Here is a 21,402-nt window from a genome sequence, read left to right as displayed (position 1 = left end):
TCTCTGGCCGCCGGAGGCATCTTAAAAAAACTTCACCTCCGGCATGCCGCGCGGCGGGATCGATACCGGGCGGGAGGCCGGACGGCCGAGGAGCAAGGCGGCGTGGCCCCGGTGGCCGGCCGGGATGCCGAGGCGTTCGCCAAGCGGCGGATAGGCGGCCAGGGCGAAAATGAGGTAGCCGCACCAGCAGGCCCCATAGCCGCCGGCTGCGGCCGCGATTTCGAGCCAGGAGCAGGCGATGGCCGCGTCGAGGACCGGCGTTATGCCCTCGGCCGGGGCATGAACCACCACCACGTGGGGCGCGCCGCGAAAAATCACGTCCTTGCCCCGCTCGGCCGCCCGGGCCGCTCCGGCCAAATGCAGTTCGGCCGCCCGGGCCGAGCCGGCCGCGACCTCCAGATTGATCCACTCCAGCACGCCCCGGCGTGCCTCGTCCATCCGGTCCGGTCCGTCCACCACCACATAGCCGACCTGACGGGTGTTGTGCCCGGTCGGGGCGTGGCGCACGGCTTCGATCAGGTTGAGAATCTTCTCGCGCGCCAAGGGCTTCGCATCATAGGTGCGGCAGGAGCGGCGGGCCATGAGGAGGTGGCGCAGGGAGGCCGGGGTGGGCAGGTCCTTTCGCCGAATCGGTTCGAAATCCCGGCCGTCGAGCAGGGTGTGGGCAAAAGAGCCGGACGGACAGACGGCTGCGCAGTGGCCGCACCGGATGCAGTGGGCCTCACGGCCGGCCAGGGGAACCGGACGTTCGCCGGGAGCCTTCTGGCGCACCAGGCTGGCCGGGCAGGCGGCCGCGCACAGGCCACAGCCACGGCATTTCTCGCCTATGCGGAAAAGGGTCATCACGCACCTTCCTGTGGATTTGCCGAACCGATGCCGCCGAACCGGGCGCGGAGGACAGCCAGGGCCTTTTCCTCGCTGGCCACGTACAGGTCCGGGGCGAAAAGGGCCTTGTGGCCGCCGGTCACGTGGCGCACGTGGTCCTTGAGGGGAACGTGGCCGAAAGTATGGCCCATGCGGACGAGATCGCCGAACCAGGCCACGCCGATGTCCAGGATGCCGTTGCCGGTCCAGGGGTTGCCGACATCGACGTAAGCCCCGAAGGGCCTGGCCGGGCCTTCGGGACAGGTGGCCGGCCGGGCCTTGGCCATACTCAAGAGGCAGCAGAATTCATTGAGCCGGCATTCGGGCAGGGGCCAGGGGGTTCCGACCAGCGCTTCGGTCGGCTCCTCGGTGTAGCGCCGCCGGTAGATGGACTGGTCCAGGGCGTCGTAGAGGGCCCGGACCTCGTCGAAGTCGGGCCGGAATTCCAGATGGCGGCCCGGCCCGCAGCGGCCCAGGTGATGGGCCGGGCACAGCCAGCACTGGCCGATCTCGCCCACGCCCGTGTGGCCGCCGAGTCGGCCAAGCAGGTGCCCCACCACGTCGTGCGTGAATTCGCAGTCGTTGTGGACAAGGAGCAGGTAGTTCTTGTCCGTGTGCTCGAAGGCGTACTGGTAGCGCAGGGCGTGACGGTAGTCCGGGTCGACGAGGCGGGCAGGGTCCACGGCGTAGCGCCAGTTCATGAACTTCGGACGGTAATGGACCACCCGGTCGCCCAGGACACGAAGCGTCTCGGCATGGGTGAAGGCCGTGTTCATGCCGTCCGGTTCTTCGATGAAATAGATCCGGTCGATAAAGCGGCCCGAACAGGCCAAAAGGGAGACCAGGGACAAGGCCGTCTGGGCCGGCTTGCCGAACACGTTGATCGCCACATCGACGATACGGGTCTTCATGGAATCGCTTCGCCTCGGCGGCCGGGCGGCCGGCCGCCACGCCAGGGTGGGAAAGCCGCCAACGGAGGAAAGGACTATTTCGCCGGGGCGCGACACAAGGGAGGCGGTCCAGCCCGCGTTCGGGCGAAGACGCTGCTTCGGGGTTTCGCCAGACCACGGGAATGGGCCCAAGCGGCGCCGTGGGATCAGGACCGGCCGGTTTCCGCCTTTTCCTTTTCCTCGGCCTGCTCCACGGACTGGGTGCGGACGGCCTCCAGGCGTTTGACAAAGGCGTCGCGGCATTCGTAGCTGCAAAAGGCATAGACCTTGTTGCCGTCCCGGGCCCGGATGTTGGCGTCGGCCGGCACATAAGTGCCGCAGACCGGATCCTTGACCATCTCGCCGGTGGCGGCCATGCGCTTTTTGGCCTCGACTTCCTGTTCTTTCTTGCGACCCCGGTCGCCCATGAAAAGCTTATAGAGAATGAACGCAGCTGCGATCAGAATGAGCCATTTGAACATACTGCTCCTTCCAAGCCCCTTCTCAAGGCTCGATCAACGCGGTGTCTGTAGCGTATTGCCGGCAATTTTGAAAGGGATTTTCCCAAGGGCCTGTCTCACGCTGCCGCCCTGTCCGTCCGCCAGCTCCAGGTCCGGGGCGATATCGGCCAGCGGCACCAGGACAAAGGCCCGCTCCCGGAGCCTCGGGTGCGGCACGACCAGGTCCGGCTCCTCGAGGCGCTCGTTGCCGTAGGCCAGGATGTCCAGGTCCAGGGTCCGGGGGCCGAAACGCCGCTCACTCCGCACCCGGCCAAGGTCCGTCTCGATGGCCTGCAAGGCGGCCAGGAGCCGTCTGGCCGGCCACTCCCTCGGGTCGAGGCCGAGGGCCACGACCTGGTTCAGGAACTGCGGCTGGTCCGGGTCGCCCCAGGGCTCGGTCTCGTAGATGGGACTTTGCGCCGCAAGCGCCACCCCCGGGAGCGCCGCCAGACGCTCCCGGGCCAAAGCCAGCCAGGATTCCCGGTCGCCTTGGTTGGAGCCGAGGCCGATGTAGGCGGTTACAGCTTGGCGATCCGTGACAGCGCCTCCTCCATCCGGGCCACGGGCACGGTCATGGCGATGCGGAAATAGCCTTCCCCGGGCGCGCCGAAGCCGTTGCCCGGGGTCACGACCACGCCGGTCTGCTCCAGCACCTTGGTGACGAAGGCGGCCGAAGTCTGGCCGGCCGGGACCTTGCACCAGAGGTAGAACGAAGCCTTGGGCGTGCGACAGGCAATGCCCATCCTGGCCAGGGCGGCCACGGCCACGTCCCGGCGCTCCTTGTACACGGCCCGAAACTTCTCGGCATAGGGCTCGCCGTGGACCAGGGCAGCGATGCCCGCCTCCTGCACGGCCTGGAAGATGCCGGAATCCACGTTTTCCTTGATCTTGCCGAGTCCCTTGACGAGCTGGGCGTTGCCCACGGCCATGCCGATGCGCCAGCCGGTCATGTTGTAGGTCTTGGACAGGGAGTGGAACTCGATGGCCACGTCTTTCGCTCCCTCGATCTCGAAGATCGACAGCGGTTTGTCGGTGGGATCGTAGTACATCTCCGTGTAGGCGGCGTCGGACACGACAATGGTCTTCGACTCGCGGGCCTTTTTGATCAGCTTCTCGTAAAAGGAACGCGGTGCGGTGGCGGCGGTCGGATTGTTGGGATAATTGACGAAAATCATTTTGGCCCGGGCCCATTCGGCGTCGGTCACGGCGTCGAGGTCGGGCAGGTAGTCGTTTTCCTCGAGAAGCGGCAGGTTTTTCACGGTGCCGCCGCAAAAGCCGGTGGCCACGGGATAGACCGGATAGTTCGGCGGACAGACCAGGACCAGATCGCTGGGGTTGACGTAGGCCAGCGGGAAATGGGCGATCCCTTCCTTGGAGCCGATGAGGCTCACCACCTCGGTGGCCGGATCGAGCGCCACGCCGAACCGGGTCTTGTACCAGTCGGCCACGGCCGTGCGAAAGGACAAGAGACCGACGTAATCCGGGTACTGGTGGTTCTCCGGCTTTTTGGCCGAGGCGGCCAGGGCTTCGACGATGAATTCGGGCGTCGGCATGTCGGGGTCGCCGATGCCAAGCGAGATGATATCCACGCCCCGGGCCCGGACTTGGGCCTTGACCCGGTCGATTTCGGCGAAAAGGTACGGCGGCAGGGCGGCCAGGCGGTCGGCCATGGGAAATTCGATCATGGGGGCTCCTTTGGACAGGTATCGCCCGGCGCGGGCGCAAGGGCGCGAATCTAAATGCGACAAAAAGTCCGTGTCAAGCGGCGTCGGCCCCTCCCGGCCGGCCGTTGCCGGGCCGGGGAAATCGTGTCAGGGTCGGCGGGCGCCATGATGACCATCGACACCGCCTCCCCCCCTCCTTCCCACCCCTGGGTGGACCGCTACCTGGAGCACCTGATCGTGGCCAAGGGGCTGGCCGAGCATTCCATCGCCGCCTATTCGACGGACATCACAAGCTTTTTGATTTTCTTAAACAGTCACGCCGCCGCCCTCGAAACCGTTACCGACGACACTCTTTTCCTTTATCTCATGCACCTGCGCACCCGCGGCCTTCAGAGCCGGTCCCTGGCCCGGCATCTCTCCGCCCTGCGCGGTTTTTTCGCCTTTGCCGCGGCCGAAAAGTGGCTGCCCGAGTCCCCGGCCGCGCTCATTGAAAATCCCAAGCTGCCGCGCTTGCTCCCCGACGTCCTGTCCCGGGAGGACGTGGCCAGGCTCCTGGACGCGCCGGACACCGCCACGCCCCTCGGCTACCGGGACCGGACCATGCTCGAACTCCTCTACGCCGCCGGCCTGCGGGTGTCGGAACTGGTCGGCCTGACTCTTGGCGACTACGACGCCCAGGCCGGCCTGCTCCGCGTCTTCGGCAAGGGGGCCAAGGAGCGGCTGACCCCGATTCACGCCCTGGCCCGGGAGTTTCTTTCCACCTATATCCTGACCATGCGCGGCGCGTTTCATCCCCGGGAGCAGTTCATTTTCTTAAACCGCTCCGGCCAGGGCCTCAGCCGCCAGGCTGTCTGGAAAAAAATCAAGGCCCACGCCCTGGCCGCCGGGGTGTCCACCCGAATTTCGCCCCACAGCCTGCGCCACTCCTTCGCCACCCATCTGCTCGAGGGCGGGGCGGACCTGCGCACCGTCCAGATGCTGCTCGGCCACGCCGACATCAGCGCCACCGAAATCTACACCCATGTCCAGGCCGGCCGACTTTTGGCCGTACACCGCGCCCACCACCCCCGGTCCCGCGCCCCTGGCAAAAGTTAAGGCAACACTTCACCTATGAGTTTTCCGCCCAAGCCGCCGCTCCTGGCCGCGCCGGTCATCGTCACCGGCCATGCCAACGCCGATTTCGACTGTCTGGCCGCCATCATCGCCGCCGGCAAGCTCTATCCCGGCGCCACCCTCATCTTTCCGGGCAGCCAGGAAAAAAACATCCGGCATTTTTTCATCCAGAGCGCGACCTATCTTTTCAATTTCAAAAATTTCAAGGATATCGAGCCCACAAGCGTCCATACCCTGGTCCTGGTCGATACCCGCCAGCGGTCCCGGGTGCCGCATATCGAGCCGGTCTTTGCCAATACGGATCTTGCCATCCACTGCTACGACCACCACCCGGACACGGACGAGGACGTGGCCGCCGCCCTTTCGGTGGTCAAGCCCTGGGGCTCGACCACGGCCATTTTGATGGAACGGATCATGGCCGAGGACCTCTCCCTGACCACGGACGAGGCCACCATCCTCGGCCTTGGCATCTACGAGGATACGGGCTCGTTCACCTTCGCCTCGACCACGGAGCACGACCTGGCCGCCGCCGCCTGGCTGCGGGCCCGGGGCATGGACGTGGGCGTCATCGCCGACCTCATGACCCGGGAACTCTCTTCGGACCAGATCACCATCATGAGCCAGCTCATCGAGTCGGCCCAGACCCATGACATAAACGGCGTGGAAGTGGTTATCGCCGAAGCCACCTCGGACCAGTACATCGGCGATTTCGCCCTGCTCGTGCACAAGTTTCTGGACATGGAGAACCTGCGCGTCCTTTTCGCCATCGGGCTCATGAACGACCGGGTCCATCTGGTCGCCCGGTCCCGCAGCCCGGACGTGGACGTGGGCAGAATCTGCGCCTCGCTCGGCGGCGGCGGTCATCCCTACGCCGCCTCGGCCTCCATCAAGAACCGGACGCTCACCCAGGTGCGCGAGGAGCTTTTCGGCCTGCTCTACTCTCAGGTCAATCCGCAGATCCTGGTCCGCCAGCTCATGAGCAAGCCGGCCGTGTCCATCGAGGAGACGGCCACCATGCGCCGGGCCGAGGAGATCATGACCCGCTACGGCTTAAAAGCCCTGCCCGTGACGGCCAAGGGCAACCGCCGGTGCGTCGGGGTCATCGAGCACGACATCATGGACAAGGCCATCAACCACGGCCTTGGCGACGTGCCTGTGGCCGAATACATGATCCGCGACCCGGCCGTGGTCACGGCCGAAACCGACCTCTACCCGGTCATGGAGATCATCCTCGGCCGGCGGCAGCGGCTGGTGCCGGTGGTCGAGGACGGCAGGCTCTCGGGCGTGGTCACCCGCACCGACCTGGTCAATACGCTGGTCAAGGAGCCGGCCCGGATTCCGGAATCGCTTTTGCCCGAGCGCAAGCGTGATCGCAACATCGGGGGCATTCTTCGCGAACGCCTGCCCAAGGACATCCTGGAACTGCTCAAAAAGGCCGGGGACCTGGGCCGCGAAATGGGCTTTGCCGTGTATGTGGTCGGCGGATTCGTGCGGGATCTCCTCCTCAAGCACCCCAACTACGACGTGGACCTGGTGGTCGAGGGCGACGGCATCGCCTTTGCCGCGGCCATGGCCAAGGCCTACGGCGGCCGGTACAAGGCCCACCCCAAGTTCAAGACCGCGGTCATCATCCTGCCCGGCGACGCGCGCGTGGACGTGGCCACGGCCCGGCTCGAATACTACGAATACCCGGCCGCCCTGCCGACGGTGGAACTCTCCTCCATCAAGATGGACCTGTACCGCCGGGACTTCACGGTCAACGCCCTGGCCGTCCACCTCCTGCCCGACCGGTTCGGCGAGCTGGTGGATTTTTTCGGGGCCCAGCGCGACATCAAGGAGCGGGTGCTGCGGGTCCTGCACTCCCTGAGCTTCGTCGAGGACCCGACCCGCATCGTCCGGGCCATCCGCTTCAGCGAACGCTTCGGCTTCCGCATCGGCGGCCAGACCGACCGGCTGATCAAAAACGCCGTGCGCCACAACTTCTTCCACCGCCTCTCCGGGGCCCGGGTCTTCCACGAACTGCGGCTGATCCTGGAAGAAAAAAATCCGCTCGCCTGCCTGCGCCGCATGCAGGAATACAAGCTCCTGGCCGCCGTCCATCCGCTGCTGGCCTTGACGCCGGCCCGGGAGACGGTGCTCATGGAGGTGGAGAACGTCATTAACTGGTACCGGCTCCTCTACATCGAGCCCGCCCCCCAGAACTGGCTGGTCTATTTCCTGGCCCTGTGCTCGGGCATGGATGCGGAGCAGTTTACGGTCATTGCCAAGCGGCTCAATTTCTCCAAGCGCACGGCCGGGGAGATCGCGAGCCTTCGCGTCCAGATCCGGGAGACCGCCCAGGGGCTTTTCAACTGGGAGTACCACAAGGGGCCGCTCTCGGAGCTCTACTTTCTCCTCGAAGGCCTGCCCATCGAGGGAGCCCTCTTTCTCATGGCCAGAAACCCCCGGGAGCCGCTCCAGAAGTATGTGTCCCAACACCTGACGAGCCTGCGCGGCAAACGGGTGGAGGTGACGGGCAACGACCTCAAGAAGCTCGGCGTGGAGCCCGGCCCCCAGTACACCGGTATCCTGCGCCGGATCCTCGGCGCGGTCATCGACGGCCATGCCCCCTGCCGGTCCGAACAGCTGGAGATGGCCCGCCGGCTGGCCGCCGGACAATCCATCGAGCCGCTTCTGGCCCGCAAGACGACGAGCGAGCGGTGCGTCCTGCCCGAGCCGCCGGAGACGCTTGCCCCCGCTGCGGCCGGGGAACCGGGCCCGCCGTTGGTGGAGGCATCCCCGGGCCAGCATCCGGCCGAGCGCGACAGAGGAAACGGCAAAACGCTGCACCAGAAGTCATAGTTCAAGTCTTTCATGAAGGATTTGCCGTCGCCAGCCGGGGCGGGCGTTGTCGTCCGCCTCGACATTTTTCCAGGTTGGGCATAGGAAAAGGCGTTTTCGGCAGCATCTCCCAAAGCCCTCTTTCAAGGATATCCGATTATGCCCTGCCCCAGTTTCACCGTTGCCGGACCGGAAGATTTCGGTCCCCTGCGGGCGCTTCTCGCCGGCCGTGAGGAAGCGGCCGACGACGCCGCCGAAAAGGTCCGGCGCATCCTGACCGACGTGACCCAGCGCGGCGACGAGGCGCTGGTGGAATTCACCAGCCGCTTCGACTGCAAGACCTTTGAGGCCAACTGCCTGCGCGTCTCCGCCGAGGACATCGCCGCCGGCCGGGCCGCCGTGCCGGCAAGCGATCTCGCCATCATCGAAGAGGCGGCCCACAACATCCGGGCGTTCCACGCCGCCCAGAAAGAGCAGTCCTGGTGGCTGCCGTCGGCCGACGGCACCATGCTCGGCCAGATCGTCACCCCGGTGGACGCGGCCGGCTGCTACGTGCCGGGCGGCCGCGGCGGCGAGACGCCGCTTATTTCAAGCCTGCTCATGAATGCCATTCCGGCCCAGGTGGCCGGCGTGCCCCGCATCGCGGTGGTTTCCCCGCCGCGTGAGGACGGGACGCTCAATCCCTACATCCTGGCCGCCGCCTCGATCCTGGGCCTCTCCGAACTCTACCGGGTGGGCAGCGCCTGGGCCATCGCCGCCCTGGCCCACGGCACGGCCACCATCCCGGCCGTGGACGTGGTGGTCGGGCCGGGCAACATCTACGTGACCACGGCCAAACGACTCCTGATCGGCACCATCGGCATCGACATGATCGCCGGCCCCAGTGAAATCGCCATCCTGGCCGATTCCACGGCCAACCCGGCCTGGCTGGCCGCCGACATGCTGTCCCAGGCCGAGCACGACCCCATGGCCGCGGCTGTGTGCGTCTCACCGGACGCCGCCCTTCTGGTGGCCGTGTGCAAGGAGCTGGAAAAGCAGCTGGCCGACCTGCCCCGAAACGACATCGCGGCCTCGTCCCTGCGCCGGTTCGGCGCGGTGGTGGCCGTGCCCGACCTTAACGTCGGCATGGAGCTCATAAACGCCATCGCCCCGGAACACTTCGAACTGTGCGTGGCCGATCCCTGGTCCCTGGTCGGCAAGGTCCGCCATGCCGGCGCGGTCTTCATGGGCCACCACTGCCCCGAGCCCGTCGGCGACTATTTCGCCGGCCCGAACCACGTCCTGCCGACCATGGGCACGGCCCGGTTCTCCTCGGCCCTGTCCGTTGCCACCTTCACGAAAAAGACCAGCCTCATCGCCGCCGCCCCGTCCTATGTGGCCGCCCACGGGGCCAAGATCGCCCGGCTGGCCAGACTGGAAAATCTCGAAGCCCACGCGAGGAGCGTGGAATGCCGCTTCAAAGCCTAAGCGAGGACGACCCGACATGCCTGCCGTGACCGAAACCGACATCAAGGCCTATCCCCTGCGTTCCCGGGGCAAGGTCCGCGACATCTACGAACTGTCCCCCGAAAGCCTTTTAATCGTCACCACGGACCGGATTTCGGCCTATGACGTCATCATGCCGGACCCGATTCCGCAAAAAGGCGTGATCCTCAATCAGATCACCCTTTTTTGGATGGACATGTTCAGGGACATGATCCCGAACCACCTGCTGGCGACCGAGACCGGGGACTTTCCCGCCGGGCTCGCCCCCTACGCGGACATGCTGGCCGGCCGGGCGGTGGTGGCCAGAAAAGCCAGGCCGCTGCCCATCGAGTGCATCGTGCGCGGGTTCATCACAGGGTCGGGCCTCAAGGACTACCGGAAAACGGGCACGGTCTGCGGCCACGCCCTGCCGGCCGGGCTGGTCGAATCCGACATCCTGCCCGAGCCCCTGTTCACGCCTTCGACCAAGGCGGAACTCGGGGCCCACGACGAGAACATCACGCTGGCCAAAGCCAAGGACCTGCTCGGAACGGAACTGTGCGCCCAGGTCGAGGCCACAAGCCTGGCCATGTACGCCAAAGCCCGGGACTACGCCCGGGAGCGCGGCATCATCATCGCGGATACCAAGTTCGAGTTCGGCCTGACCGACGACGGGCTGATCCTCATCGACGAGGTCCTGACCCCGGACTCCTCGCGCTTCTGGCCGGCCGCCGGCTACGCGCCCGGGAAATCCCAGCCGAGCTTCGACAAGCAGTACCTGCGCGACTGGCTGACCTCCATCGGCTTTTCCAAACAGCCCCCCGCGCCGAACCTGCCGGCCGACGTGGTGGAAAAGACCCGGGAAAAGTATTTAAAGGCCTACGAGGTCCTGACCGGGAAAAAATTGGGCTGACCCGCATTTTTTGCTTGCCAAAGACCGGGTTCGCAGCTACTTACCTGTGCTTCGCGGAGAGGTGTCCGAGCGGCCGAAGGAGTACGATTGGAAATCGTATGTACCTTAACGGGTACCGAGGGTTCAAATCCCTCCCTCTCCGCCACGAATTTAGGGAAGTCGGGCGGCGGTTTCGCCGCCAACCCCGTCAGGTCCGAAAGGAAGCAGCGGTAACGGTTGAAGCCGGGTGTCCGGCTTCCCTTGAAAGCGCGAGGCGACTCGCGCTTTTTTTTATTTCCCCGCCAGGGCTTCAGTCCGCCGAGCCCCACTCTCTTCGATAAAGGCCGGACTGGCCAGCCGGACGGCGTAGTCCCGCACATCTTGGGGCCAGTCCACGATACGAGCGGCAAAATCCCCGCCCCTGCCGCCAAAAAGGGCCCGGGTCGCCTCTTCGTAGTCCGGCAGGTCGCCGGCCACGGCGGTCATGAACCGGTAGGCCGCCTCGGCCGCGAGCCTGGCCTTATCCTGGCCGGCGGTTTCCCGCATCCTTTGCTCCACGAGCTTTCGAAGGGCCACCGAGGCTCCGCCCGGCTGGCCGGACAGCCAGGTCCAGTGGCGCGGCAAAAGCGTCACTTCCCGGGCCACCACGCCGAGCTTGGGCCGGCCGGGACCCCGAGGGGCGGCAACTTCCGGGGTCGGTGCCGGTCCGATCCTGGCTGCAGCCTCTTCAGGCGTGCCGCGCCAGTCCACATCGATGGGCCGGCCGGTGGCATCGTCAAAAAGTAGGATGCCGGTGCCGTCGTGCCCGGCCGTTTTGACTTGAAGAACCACCGCCCCAAGGGGCCCGGCCGCCACGCACGCTGTGCCGGCAAAGGCCGTGCAGCCCGTTTCCTGGTTGCGTTCCATGTTTCCCTCCCTGTGTTGCGGAGGGATATTTACCCGGATAAAATTGAACCGTCAATACTATCCGGATAAAATTCACTGCGCCAGAAAGGCCAGCTCTTCTTCCGCCCAGGGCACGGCCTCTCCGGACAGGCGGCCGGACCGGATGCCGTGGCGCAAAAGCTCCTCCAGGGTCAGGGGCGCGGCCACGGCCAAGGGAAACGCGGTTCGCAGTCCGGCCGAACGCTTGTCCACGAAGACGAAGAGGGAAGGTGCGGCCGCACCGCTCGCGGCCAAGGCCCCGGCTGCCGCCTTGGCCGTGCCGCCGGAAGTCAGGACGTCGTCCACCAGCACCACGGGCAAAACGGCCGCCCGGCCGAAGACCGAGCCGGCCAGACCCTTTTCGGAAGCGTCCGGCCTGAAAAGGACCAGCGGCAGGCCGAAACGCCCGGCAAAGGCCCCGGCCAGGACCGGGGACAGCAAACTGGCCACGGTCCCGAGGGCCACAGGGCGGTCCCCGAGCCACGTGCCGAAGACGTCGCCCAAAAGAGTCCGGTTGGCCGGTTCGCACACGAAATGGCGCAGCGTGATATAGACGTGGCTGCGCCGCCCGGATTTGAGGGTGACGGGTTCGGGCGAGACGGTGACGGCCCCGCCCTCCCACAAGGCGTCGCGCAAAGCGGCCTGGGTGTCCATGGTCCCTCCCTGGAGTGGATGTGGATGCAAAGCGACCGGCGGCGGGCACTGGCTCTCAGAGCCCGCCGCCCGAAATTCACTTCGCGGCCCGGTGCCCGTCGTACATCTCCAGGTGTTCGCGCAGCATCTCCGGAATGGGCAGATTGTACGGACAGCGGGTCATGCACTCCCCGCAGTCGATGCATTCGCGCACCGTCTCCATGGTCTCGCCGGCAAAGGCGACCGCCTTGGCCGGGGACATCCGCTTGGCCACCACCCGGTACATCATGGCATAGGTGATGCGCACGCCCTGGGGGCAGGGCTGGCAGTACTCGCACCGCCGGCAAAACCGCGAACCGAGCTCGTCGCGGTAGGCCTGCGCCTTGGCCTCGTCGGCCTCGGTCCAGGCGGTTTCCCCCTCGAAGAGGTCGGCCGCCTGATCGACCTGGGCCACGGTATCGCAGCCCGGTATGACGAGAAGATCGGGGTCGCGGCGCAAAAAGCGCAGGGCCAGGTCGCCGTCGTCGAGCATGCCGCCGGCAAAGGGCTTCATGACCAGAATGCCCATGCCCGCCGCCTTGGCCTCGGGGAAAAGCGCCGCCCCGGCCTCGGTCTCGACGATGTTGTAGGGGAACTGGATGGTGGAAAAAAGCCCGGTGGCCACGAGCCTGCGGGCCATCTCCAGGCTGTGGGAGGTGATGCCGATATGAAGGATCTTGCCCTGCTCCCTGGCTTTGGCCAGCGTTTCCATGGCCCCGCCGGGCCCGAGCAGCACGTCGAGCTCCTCGGGCTTGGACACCTGGTGCGGCTGGTAGAGGTCGATATGGTCCGTGCCGAGGCGCGTGAGGCTCAGTTCCAATTCTTCCATGGCCGGGCTGGCCTGCCGCTGGCCGGTCTTGGTGGCGATGACCACCTTGTCGCGGATGCCGGCAAAGGCCCGGCCCATCTTTTCCTCGCTGTCCACATAGCGGTTGGCGGTGTCGAAGAAGGTGATGCCCCGGTCCACGGCGTGGCGAAGGACGCTGCCCGCCTCCTCGAACGTCAGACGGATGATGGGGATGCCGCCAAAGCCGACGGCCGAGACGAACAGGCTCGTTTTGCCCAGTTCCCGTGTACGCATGGTTCCTCCGCTTAACGGTCTGCCGTTGGCCTGGCGTCGGCTTCGGCCGCGGGCTGGTTGATGGCGAGCAGGGCGACCCCGACGAGACAGATGGCGCCGGCCAGTCCGACCGTCAGGGGGGCGCCGAGAAAACTCGAGACGCCGCCCGCGAAGAGCGAGCCAAAGGGGGCCATGCCGACCAGGGTGATGGAATACAGGGCCATCACCCGGCCGCGCAGGGCGTCCGGGCTTCGCAGTTGGAGCATGGTGTTTGCGGCCGCGAAAAAAAGGATCATGCAGAACCCGAGCACCGGGGCCAGGAGCAGGGACAGCCAGAAGACCCGGGAGAGGGCAAACAGGATGAGCGCCGCGCCAAATCCCAGTCCGGCCGCCACCCGCAGTCGGCCAAGTCCCCGGCTCCCTTGCCTGACGGCCAGGAAAAGGGCCGAGGCCACGCTGCCAAGGCCGGTGGCGGCCATGATGAACCCGAGCCCCCGGGCCCCGGCGCCGAGCACCGCATCCACGAAAATCGGCATGAGGACCATGTAGGACGCGCCAAAAAGGCTTATGAGGCAAAGCCCGGCCAGAATCGCCCGCATGGGCCGGTCCCGCCAGGCATACACCAGGCCCTCGGCCACGTGGGACAGCATGCGCGGCTTGTCCGCGCGGGAGGGCGCGGGCGGCAGGCGCATGAGCAAGAGCCCGGCGATGACCGCGAGGTAGCTGAGGCCGTTGCCGAGAAAACACCACCCCTCCCCCACCGCCGCCACCAGCACGCCGGCCAGGGCCGGGCCGACCACCCGGGCGCTGTTGAACATGGAGGAATTGAGCGCAATGGCGTTGTGCAGGTCTTCCTTGCCGACCATCTCCACCACGAAGGCCTGCCGGGTCGGCATGTCCACGGCGTTGATGACGCCAAGGACCATGGCCAGCCCGCCCACCTGCCACACCGTGGCGGTGCCGGAAAAATCCAGGGCGGCCAGGGCCAGGGCCTGCATCATGGCCGCGACCTGGGTGGCGACCAGGATGGTCCGCTTGTTGCCGCGATCGGCCACGTAGCCGCCCCAAAGGCCGAAGACGAACACCGGCAGGTAGCTCACGAAGCCGACCACCCCCAAGGCCATGCTCGATCCGGTCAGCCGGTAGACCATCCAGGACACGGCCACGGACTGCATCCAGGTGCCGACCAGGGAAATGAACTGGCCCGCGAAAAAGAGCCGGAAATTGCGGTGGCGAAACGATCGGGACAGCAGTCCCAGGGACTGGCGGGAGCGGCTGCGAAAACCGCCGCCTTCCCGGTGACGTGAGGCATGATCCATGATGAGGCGTGTCCTGTCCGACTCCCGCCGGGACCGGGCGGCCCGGGTGGCCTGGCGGAGTCCTGTGTGCTCGGCAACATCTTGAAGGCTCTGAACCAGGGCCGCGCGTGCGCCGCCCTCCCGTCCCGCCGGCCGCTCCGGGCGTGCGAGGCCGTCCCGGCGGCCCCCGGCGAAGCTCCCGGCCGAAGAACCTAGGGGCGGGACAGGGCGCTAGGCCCCGGCCGCCTCGGTCTCCCGCGGCGTCCCACGCTCTTCCAGGGAACCGTCGAACAGCTGGCGCAGGAGCCGCAGGCCCGTGGTCACGGTCTCGATGGCTCCGGCGTCCAGGCGGGCCAGCTTGACGGCAAAAGCCGTCTTCACGGCCTCGCGGGCCGCGGACAGCACGGACAGGCCATCCGTGGTCAGGCGCAGCCGCACCCGCCGCCGGTCGTCGGGATCGGACTGGCGGTCGATAAACCCCCGGTAGGCCAGCGTGTCCACGAGCTTGGACATGGAGGGCAGGGACACGCCGATGTGTTCGGCCAGGTCCGTCAGGTTCGAGCCAGGGCTGTGCCGCAGGAAGGCCAGGCTTCGCAGTTCCGGAACGCGCAGGTCCGGGGAGGCATGGCTGCGCATGGTCCGCCGCAGATCCTGCATGACGAGCGGCATGACATCCAGGAGTTCGCGGGCGCATGTATCCAGCTTGTCGGCCATGGCTTCACCTTTCTAATAGTTAGTTTTTGAAACTATACAGGCCGACGACCATCGCGTCAAGCAGGGGGGCCGTGATCGGACAGCAGGTCCGGCTCCATGTGTCCATCCGGTTCGAGGCCAAGCGCGCGGCAGACCGTGGCCGCCAGCCGCGTCTGCGGCACGGCCGGTCCGATGGCCAGGGGCAGGTTCGAAAAAAGCGTGCCCGGCACAAAGGAGGCGTCCACGCAGTGGTCGCCGGACCATTTCTGGCGGTTGTCCGTGAAGATGCCCGGGCCCGTGCCGCCGATGGCCGAGGTCCAGGCCACGCGGTACGGCGGCCGATACCCCACGACCAGATCCGGGGCCTGGTCCGTGAGCGGTCCCTTGTAGAGCGTCTCTTTGCGGTGCACTGCGGCCACCACCGGTTTGCCGGCATCGACGAGGGTTTCCAGGCGGCCGGCGATTTCCTCGGCCAGGGCCCGGCTGGCCTCGCCCGGGGCGACCATGCCGTTTCGCTCCCGGCCGGCGACGTTGAGGTAGATGGACCCGAAACCCAGGGCATAGGCCCGGGTGGCCGACCAGTCCACATGGCGGAAGAGTTCGCCCGGGTCGACCGGGTCGTGGGGTTTGAGTTTCAGATACCCGGCCTCGGCCAGCCAGGCGTTCAGATTGACCGACCGGTCGTAGGAGCAAAAGCCGTGGTCGGAACAGACGAAAAGGGCCGTGTCGTCGCCGGCCGCCTCCATGGCCCGGCCGACCACGGCGTCCATGCGGACGAGATGGTTCTCGATGACCGGGCCGAGCCGCTTGGCCGCGGCCGCGTCATAGAGGGGATGGGCCGGATCGTGCAGCCGCCAGAAGCAGTGCTGGATGCGGTCGGAGGTGTCGAAAACCACGGAGAGCAGGCCCTCGCGGAAGCGGTGCAGCTCGTGGTCGAGCATGGCCTCCCGTTCCCGGGTCACCTCCTCGCAAAAAGTCAGGAAGGCCTCGTCCGTGACCACGCCGTCGGTCAGGCCCTTGGTCTCCTCGGGCATGCCAAGGGTGGAATAGGAGCCGCCGAGGGCCTGGGCCAGTTCGGCCGCATAGCCGGCGGGCGAGGCCACCGGCAGGCTCGGGTTCCGAGGATCGACCTGGATCGGCCCGCAGTAGAGTTCGAGGGGATCGAGACTCGTCGGCAGGAGACGGGTGACGCCGGACACCCGCCGCCCCTGGCCGAGATCGAAGTCCAGGGTCAGATAGGGCGACCACTGGCCGGCCTCGAGGCGTCCCGTCTGGCCGCAGACCACGTAGGCCAGCCTGCCCTCACCGCGCAATAGCTCCAAGGCGACCCGGGCCGGCGTCCGTTTCCCCGCGACCACGGCCACCGGCCCGTTCACGGACACGGTGGCCCGGCCGTCGGCAAAGCGGACCGTCTCGAATCGGCCCCGCCCGCCGCCGGCCTGCCGCCCTTCCTCGATATACTGGACGTAGTTGCCAAGCCGCCCCATGACGTCCGGGGCCCCAAGGCCGGAGAGGACCTTCACCCCGGCGTAGGCCGGCGGATAGGTGACCGGCCAGCGCACGGCCGTGGCCGGAAGCCCGGCCCTGGCCGCCACCTCGAAAAAGGTCGGGGCGTCGTAGGCCGGCTCGGGACGGCCGCCCGGGCCGGTGCGGGTCAGGGACAGCCGGGGCAGGCAGGTGGCCGGATCGCGCACGATGAAATCGAATATCCCGTGGACGCCGGGATTGGCCCCGGTGGCCAGGCAGGTCCAGGCCACCGGGCTCTGGGCCGGATTGGCGGTCAAAAGATCGGACATGACGCCTTTTTGCGAAAGCTTCTCCAGGTGCGGCAGGTGCCCCTGTCCCATCAGGCGGCGGGTCAGGCCCGGGTCCAGGCCGTCGATGCCAAGGACGAGGGTTTTGCGGAACGTTTTTCGGGAATGCATGGCGTGTGGTTCGCCCCTTCTTGTTGAGGGTTGCGGACGGGTCCGCTGTTGCCCGTGTAGCAGGAAAAAAAGGTCCTGCCCAGGGAACGGCCGCAAAAGCCGCGGCCGTGGATCAGTCGGGGCCAGACCATCATGCCTGGAAAAAAGAAGCAACCGGGACGGGGCGGTCCGATTTTCCCGGCAGCGGGCCGGGCGCTTGTCAGGCCGGGACCGGGGCCCGAAACCCTTCCCCGAGGCCGGAGTTTCGGGCCGCACGCGGCAGATTTTCCTTGACGCCGTGAAACGTTGCCGACAATCGCTTCTTTCCCGCTGCTTTTATTTCCGCGGTAGGGTACGATCGGCCAGCGTAGCGCCGGGGCGACGGGAAAACCCACGGCAACCCACGCCGGGCAAGGCCTCCCTCAAACCGGAACCAGGGGTTCGGAAGGCTGCGGCCGCCGGCTCCGAACCTTCCGAACCGGACTCCCGCTTCCCGAAAGCGGTGCGGTCCAAAGACATCAGGCTTTTACCATGACCAACACATACCGTTTCCTCCCCTTCTTCCGGTCCCTTCCCCGGACCGCGCGCATCCGGAAACTCGCGGCTGTCCTCCTCGTCTTTGTCCTCGCCGGTCCGGCCGCGCCGGCCCGGGCTGACGGGAAGGCCTTTTCCTTTCAAGACGTGGAACAGGCGGCCAAGAATCTGGCGGCCGCCCCGTTCGTGCCGCCGCCCGCCGTTGCGGAACCGCTGCAAAAGCTCGACTACGACACGTGGCGCAAAATCCGCTTCAAGACGGACCAGGCCTATTGGCGAAAGGCCAAGCTGCCTTTTGAACTGCAATTTTTCCATCCCGGCTTCTTGTATGACCGGACCGTCAAGCTGAACGTCATCGACGGCGGCAAGGTTGCTCCCCTGGTCGTGACCAAGGACATGTTCGACTACAGCCAGGTCAAGGATCTCGAGGGCCAACTGCCGCCGGAAATCGGGGCGGCCGGCTTCCGGGTCCACACCGCCATCAACACGTCCAGCTATCTGGACGAATTCGCCGTGTTCCTCGGGGCCTCCTACTTCCGGGCCGTGGCCAAGGGGCAGGTCTACGGCCTTTCGGCCCGGGGCCTGGCCGTCAACACCGCCCAGCAGCCGGGTGAGGAATTCCCCTGGTTTCGCGAGTTCTGGATCGAAAAACCGGCCAAGGGCCAGAAGACGCTGACCGTCTATGCCCTGCTCGACAGCCAGAGCCTGGCCGGAGCCTATGCCTTCACCCTCGTTCCGGGCGGCGAGACTGTCATGGATGTGACCTCCCGGCTCTATTTGCGGACCCCGGTCACCACGCTTGGCATCGCCCCCCTGACCAGCATGTTCCTCTATGGCGAGAATTCGCTGCCGAACGCGCGCATGGACTGGCGGCCCGAGATCCATGATTCCGACGGCCTGCTCGTCCGTTTCCAGACCGGGGAATGGCTGTGGCGGCCGGCCCAGAACCCGGCCACGAGCCTACTCACCAACAGCTTCGCGGCGGACAATGTCCGGGGGTTCGGACTCCTGAATCGCGACACGGACTTTGCCAACTACCAGGATACCGAGGCCCGCTACGAGAAGCGGCCGAGCCTGTGGATCGAGCCGCGCGGCGACTGGGGGCCAGGCCGGGTGGACCTGCTCCTTATCCCCTCGGACCAGGAAATCCACGACAACGTGGTGGCTTTTTTCAGCCCAAACGAGCAGGCCAAGCCCGGCACGCCCATGGCGTTTGATTACCGGATGCGCTGGCTGACGGCTCCGGCCGACCTGCCGCCCGGGGTCATGACCGTGGCCACCCGCAGCTCCCAGCCCGACAAGAACAGCCGTCTTTTCGTGGTGGATTTCATGGGTGAAAAGCTCAAGGCCTTGAAAAAGGACGACGATGCGGAAGCGGTGGTCAGCGTGGGCGAAGGGGCCACGCTGCTCGAACAGCAGTGCTTCAAGAACCCGGTCACCGGCGGCTACCGCCTGACGTTTAAAATCGGCCTGGACGGCGGCTCGACCCTGCAGGACATCCTGCCGGAAAAACGCGGCCCCATCGAGCTTCGGGCCTTTCTGAAATTCGCGGACAAAAGCGTGAGCGAGACCTGGACCTACTCCGTGGTGCCGGGCAAGTCATGAACCGGGACATCCACGACGGAAACGGAGCGGACCGCAAACGGTCCCTGCTGGACGCAGCCGGCTTGCGGTTGACGGCCTATCTGCGCCGGCTGCCCCTGTCCGAGCCCAAGCGGCTGGAGACGGCCCTCGGCTGTCTCCAGGCTGTCCCGGAGACGGTCGACGATGCCCAAGAGGCGGCCCGGACCGCCGTGACCGATCTCCTGGCCGGTCTTGAAACACCGCGCCCGGCCAAGAATCTCGACATCCTCCCGCCGCTTGTCCGCACGCCCATGGCTCCAGAAACCATGGGGACCCGGGGCTGGCGACGGGCCGTCGGCCGGGTCACGGGAACGCCGGACGTGGAACAGGGGCACCCGCCCAGGCGCTCCGCCCTGTCGGACGAATTCCTCCACCCGTCCTGGAGCCGGATCGCCGGCCGCCGACGCGTGCTGCTGGCGCTCCTGGTCACCGCGCCCACGGCCTTTGCGGTCTTGCGCATGGCCTCGGTCCTGCCCCACGAGGGCGACACGATCCTGGAAAAAATTCTCCTGGCCGTCTTTGCCGCCCTTTTCGCCTGGATTTCCATCGGCTTCTGGACGGCCATGGCCGGATTCGCGACCCTCCTTCGCCGCTTCGACCGCTTCGCCGTCACCCGCCCCGATCCGGCCGACACCATCGCCCGGATGGGCGTGCGCACAGCCATCGTATTTCCGGTGTACGGCGAGGACATGGACCGGGTCACGGCCGGCATGGAAGCCGTGTACCGGTCCCTGGAGCGGGAAGCGTCCATCGGGCAGTACGATTTTTTCATCCTGAGCGACACCCGCGACCCCGAGGCCTGGGCCGGGGAAGAGGCCGCCTGGGCCGCGCTGCGGGACCGGGTCGGCGGCCGTGGCCGGATCTTCTACCGCCGCCGCCGGATGAACACCAAGATGAAAAGCGGCAACATCGCGGACTTCTGCCGCCGCTTTGGCGCAGCCTACGTCTATATGCTGGTCATGGACGCGGACAGCATCATGGCCGGGGGGACCATCGCCCGCATGGTGGCGGTCATGGAGGCCAGGCGCCATGTGGGCATCCTCCAGTCCGCCACCGTGCTGGTCGGCCACGACACGCTGCTTGCGCGCACGCAGAAATTCGCCAGCCACCTCTACGGACCCATGTTCGCCGCCGGGCTCCATTACTGGCTGCTTGGCGACGCCCAGTTCTGGGGGCACAACGCGCTCATTCGCATCAAACCCTTCATGCGCCACTGCGCCCTGCCGCGGCTTCCCGGCCGGCCGCCCCTTGGCGGCGAGATCTCGAGCCACGACTTCGTGGAAAGCGCGCTCATGCGCCGGGCCGGCTGGGGCGTGTGGCTGGCCTACGACCTGCCCGGCACCTACGAGGAAGTGCCGCCGAATCTGCTCGCCGAACTGGCCCGGGACCGGCGGTGGTGCAAAGGCAACATGCAGCACCTGCGCCTCCTTTTCAGCCGGGGGTTCATTCCGGTCCACCGGGCACTTTTCGTCAACGGCATCATGGCCTACGGCTCGGCCCTCCTCTGGTTTCTGTTCCTGGCCATCTCCACGGCCGAGGCCGTGATCGAGACCCTGACCCCGCCGACGTATTTCCCCCCCACGCGCACACTTTTCCCCCAGTGGCCCATGTGGGAGCCGTGGTGGGCCCTAAGCCTGCTCGCCACCACCGGCGTCCTCCTTTTTCTGCCCAAGCTCTTCGCCGCCCTCCTCACCCTGGTCAAAAGCAGGAGCCGTCTTTTCGGCGGCTTTTTCCGGCTTCTGGCCAGTATTGTCCTGGAGGTGGCGGTCTCGTCGCTTCTGGCCCCGGTGCGAATGCTTTTCCACAGCAAGTTCGTCTTCATCACGCTCCTTGGGCTCGAGACCCGGTGGGACAGCCAGGCCCGGGACGCCACCACCACGCCCTGGTCCGAGGCGCTCCGGTTCCACCTCGGCGGCACGCTCCTTGCCGCCCTCTGGGGCGGGGCACTTTTCATCATCAACCGGAACTTTTTCTGGTGGATCTGTCCGGTCCTTGGACCGCTGCTCCTGTCCATGCCCCTGTCCGTGGCCACGAGCGCACCCGGGGCCGGCCGGTGGCTCAAAAAAATCGGCCTCTTCCGGATTCCCGAGGAAACGAAACCGCCCCGGGAACTGGATGAAACCGCCGCGTTCCACGAACGCAACAGCCAGGCGGGGCGGCCCCTCGACATCCCCCGGGAAAACGGCGTGGCCCTGGCCGTGGTCGATCCCACGGCCTGCTCCCGCCGCCTGGGCCTCATCCGCCGTCCGGGCGCGGACGCCCCCAAGGACGCGGCCGCGCGCCAGTCCCTGGTGGACAAGGCGCTGACACTTGGCCCCAAGGGGCTTACCCGTCAGGAAAAACTGGCGCTGCTGACCGATCCGGCCACCCTGGCCGCAACCCACCGGGGGGTCTGGCTCCTGGACGAGGACGCCCTGCGGCAACGGTGGTTTGCCAGACTGCGTTGAA

Annotated in this window: 17 protein-coding genes, 1 tRNA gene and 1 other RNA gene; 8 read left to right on the top strand and 11 right to left on the bottom strand. The window is 66.7% G+C overall.

Annotation, left to right across the window (positions count from 1 at the left end; translation table 11 throughout):
• Positions 1-21: 21 nt before the first annotated feature.
• From DFW101_RS03575 to DFW101_RS03555, 5 genes are all read right to left on the bottom strand, one after another.
• Complete coding sequence (locus tag DFW101_RS03575; RefSeq protein WP_009180163.1) at positions 22-843, bottom strand: nitroreductase family protein; 822 nt, start codon at positions 841-843, stop codon at positions 22-24.
• Positions 843-1,775, bottom strand: coding sequence for a hypothetical protein (locus DFW101_RS03570; protein ID WP_009180162.1), 933 nt, complete (start codon positions 1,773-1,775; stop codon positions 843-845). Before DFW101_RS03570 ends, DFW101_RS03575 begins: the two co-directional genes overlap by 1 nt.
• A gap of 185 nt (positions 1,776-1,960) precedes the next feature.
• Positions 1,961-2,275, bottom strand: a complete 315-nt coding sequence (locus DFW101_RS03565; protein WP_009180161.1) for a hypothetical protein — start codon at positions 2,273-2,275, stop codon at positions 1,961-1,963.
• Between the two features lie 33 nt (positions 2,276-2,308).
• A complete protein-coding gene (gene folK / locus DFW101_RS03560) occupies positions 2,309-2,803 on the bottom strand; it encodes a 2-amino-4-hydroxy-6-hydroxymethyldihydropteridine diphosphokinase (protein WP_083838505.1) in 495 nt (164 codons plus the stop codon).
• Positions 2,804-2,811: 8 nt separating this feature from the next.
• Complete coding sequence (locus tag DFW101_RS03555; protein WP_009180159.1) at positions 2,812-3,978, bottom strand: LL-diaminopimelate aminotransferase; 1,167 nt, start codon at positions 3,976-3,978, stop codon at positions 2,812-2,814.
• A 144-nt stretch (positions 3,979-4,122) separates the two neighbouring features.
• Between DFW101_RS03555 and xerD the strand changes: the two genes are divergently transcribed.
• From xerD to ffs, 6 genes are all read left to right on the top strand, one after another.
• Complete coding sequence (gene xerD / locus DFW101_RS03550) at positions 4,123-5,052, top strand: site-specific tyrosine recombinase XerD (RefSeq protein WP_009180158.1); 930 nt, start codon at positions 4,123-4,125, stop codon at positions 5,050-5,052.
• Between the two features lie 15 nt (positions 5,053-5,067).
• A complete protein-coding gene (locus tag DFW101_RS03545) occupies positions 5,068-7,911 on the top strand; it encodes a CBS domain-containing protein (RefSeq protein WP_009180157.1) in 2,844 nt (947 codons plus the stop codon).
• Between the two features lie 138 nt (positions 7,912-8,049).
• Positions 8,050-9,357 (top strand): histidinol dehydrogenase, encoded by a 1,308-nt coding sequence (gene hisD / locus DFW101_RS03540; protein ID WP_009180156.1) that lies wholly within the window; start codon positions 8,050-8,052, stop codon positions 9,355-9,357.
• A gap of 16 nt (positions 9,358-9,373) precedes the next feature.
• Positions 9,374-10,267 carry a phosphoribosylaminoimidazolesuccinocarboxamide synthase gene (locus DFW101_RS03535; RefSeq protein ID WP_009180155.1) on the top strand — a complete coding sequence of 298 codons (894 nt, stop codon included), beginning with the start codon at positions 9,374-9,376 and terminating at the stop codon, positions 10,265-10,267.
• Between the two features lie 55 nt (positions 10,268-10,322).
• Positions 10,323-10,412 (top strand) — tRNA-Ser (locus DFW101_RS03530).
• A gap of 5 nt (positions 10,413-10,417) precedes the next feature.
• Positions 10,418-10,513, top strand: an RNA gene (ffs, locus tag DFW101_RS18870) — signal recognition particle sRNA small type.
• 24 nt (positions 10,514-10,537) lie between these two features.
• Here ffs and DFW101_RS03525 read toward each other — a convergent pair.
• The 6 genes from DFW101_RS03525 to DFW101_RS03500 all read right to left on the bottom strand — a co-directional run bounded on the left by DFW101_RS03525 (position 10,538) and on the right by DFW101_RS03500 (position 16,818).
• On the bottom strand, positions 10,538-11,152 hold the full coding sequence (locus tag DFW101_RS03525) for a DUF2239 family protein (RefSeq protein WP_009180154.1): 615 nt from the start codon (positions 11,150-11,152) through the stop codon (positions 10,538-10,540).
• Positions 11,153-11,224: 72 nt separating this feature from the next.
• Positions 11,225-11,824 (bottom strand): hypothetical protein, encoded by a 600-nt coding sequence (locus DFW101_RS03520; RefSeq protein WP_009180153.1) that lies wholly within the window; start codon positions 11,822-11,824, stop codon positions 11,225-11,227.
• A 76-nt stretch (positions 11,825-11,900) separates the two neighbouring features.
• On the bottom strand, positions 11,901-12,923 hold the full coding sequence (locus DFW101_RS03515; RefSeq protein WP_009180152.1) for an aldo/keto reductase: 1,023 nt from the start codon (positions 12,921-12,923) through the stop codon (positions 11,901-11,903).
• 11 nt (positions 12,924-12,934) lie between these two features.
• The gene (locus tag DFW101_RS03510; RefSeq protein ID WP_009180151.1) at positions 12,935-14,221 is read right to left on the bottom strand and encodes an MFS transporter; all 1,287 of its coding nucleotides are present in this window, start codon (positions 14,219-14,221) and stop codon (positions 12,935-12,937) included.
• Positions 14,222-14,431: 210 nt separating this feature from the next.
• Positions 14,432-14,914 carry a MarR family winged helix-turn-helix transcriptional regulator gene (locus DFW101_RS03505; RefSeq protein ID WP_009180150.1) on the bottom strand — a complete coding sequence of 161 codons (483 nt, stop codon included), beginning with the start codon at positions 14,912-14,914 and terminating at the stop codon, positions 14,432-14,434.
• A gap of 56 nt (positions 14,915-14,970) precedes the next feature.
• Positions 14,971-16,818 (bottom strand): alkaline phosphatase family protein, encoded by a 1,848-nt coding sequence (locus DFW101_RS03500; protein WP_009180149.1) that lies wholly within the window; start codon positions 16,816-16,818, stop codon positions 14,971-14,973.
• 510 nt (positions 16,819-17,328) lie between these two features.
• Here DFW101_RS03500 and DFW101_RS03495 point away from each other — a divergent pair.
• A complete protein-coding gene (locus tag DFW101_RS03495; protein WP_009180148.1) occupies positions 17,329-18,936 on the top strand; it encodes an OpgD/OpgG family glucan biosynthesis protein in 1,608 nt (535 codons plus the stop codon).
• On the top strand, positions 18,933-21,401 hold the full coding sequence (gene mdoH / locus DFW101_RS03490; RefSeq protein ID WP_009180147.1) for a glucans biosynthesis glucosyltransferase MdoH: 2,469 nt from the start codon (positions 18,933-18,935) through the stop codon (positions 21,399-21,401). Before DFW101_RS03495 ends, mdoH begins: the two co-directional genes overlap by 4 nt.
• Position 21,402 lies beyond the last annotated feature (1 nt).

The sequence above is a fragment of the Solidesulfovibrio carbinoliphilus subsp. oakridgensis genome (assembly GCF_000177215.2).
Lineage (GTDB): Bacteria > Desulfobacterota > Desulfovibrionia > Desulfovibrionales > Desulfovibrionaceae > Solidesulfovibrio > Solidesulfovibrio carbinoliphilus.
The sequence above is the reverse complement of the archived record's forward strand: the minus strand, read 5'-3'. Positions and strand labels throughout refer to the sequence as shown.